This window comes from Haloarcula sp. Atlit-120R, assembly GCF_003665885.1.
GTDB classification, from domain to species: domain Archaea; phylum Halobacteriota; class Halobacteria; order Halobacteriales; family Haloarculaceae; genus Haloarcula; species Haloarcula taiwanensis.
In genome coordinates, this window is sequence record NZ_QPLN01000043.1 from 1 (window position 1) to 567 (window position 567).

The following is a 567-nucleotide window of genomic DNA, read 5'->3' on the forward strand; positions in this document are numbered from 1 at the left end:
TTACTGTTTATAACGAGAAGATATTGATCATAGATATTTTGTATTTCTTCAAACTCCTTAGTATTCAGAAATTCATTTTCTAATATCTCACGTAATTGTTGAGATGGTAAATAGTTAATAGAGTAACCTTGTATTAGACCTCTAATTAGCATACTTTCTCTATATCTTTGTTCTAAGTCATCAAAGATATCCTGACTATAAGTTTTGTTTGCTTTGAATTTTAAAATTGTTTTTTTAATATATAAATAATTTAACGATGCTAGTATAAAAGCATTATTTACTGCTCTATATCTGAGTTTATCTTTTTCGTAATCTGCTTTTTTAACGTTATATTTGCTACTATTGATATAAAAAAGCAGTCTATCAATATTTCCTACTATAGTAAAGTGATTAAAATTAGTTTTGGGTATGTTAGCGGTAAAAGTATTTCCTAATATGGGATAGAAAGGTGCAGTAACCAACCTTTTATAATCTTCTTCTTTTACTTTAATATTAGATGACATATCATTGTCTAGAATAAATAAAGTATAAAAAGAATCCGAAGTAGAACTACCAAATAAACTTTCA

The 567-nt window shown here is 25.7% G+C and carries 1 protein-coding gene; it reads right to left on the minus strand.

What is annotated here, in order from left to right:
* Nucleotides 1-503, minus strand: a 503-nt coding sequence (locus tag DVK01_RS21780) for a hypothetical protein (RefSeq protein WP_147435230.1), incomplete at its 3' end; no start/stop codon positions are given.
* Nucleotides 504-567: the final 64 nt, after the last annotated feature.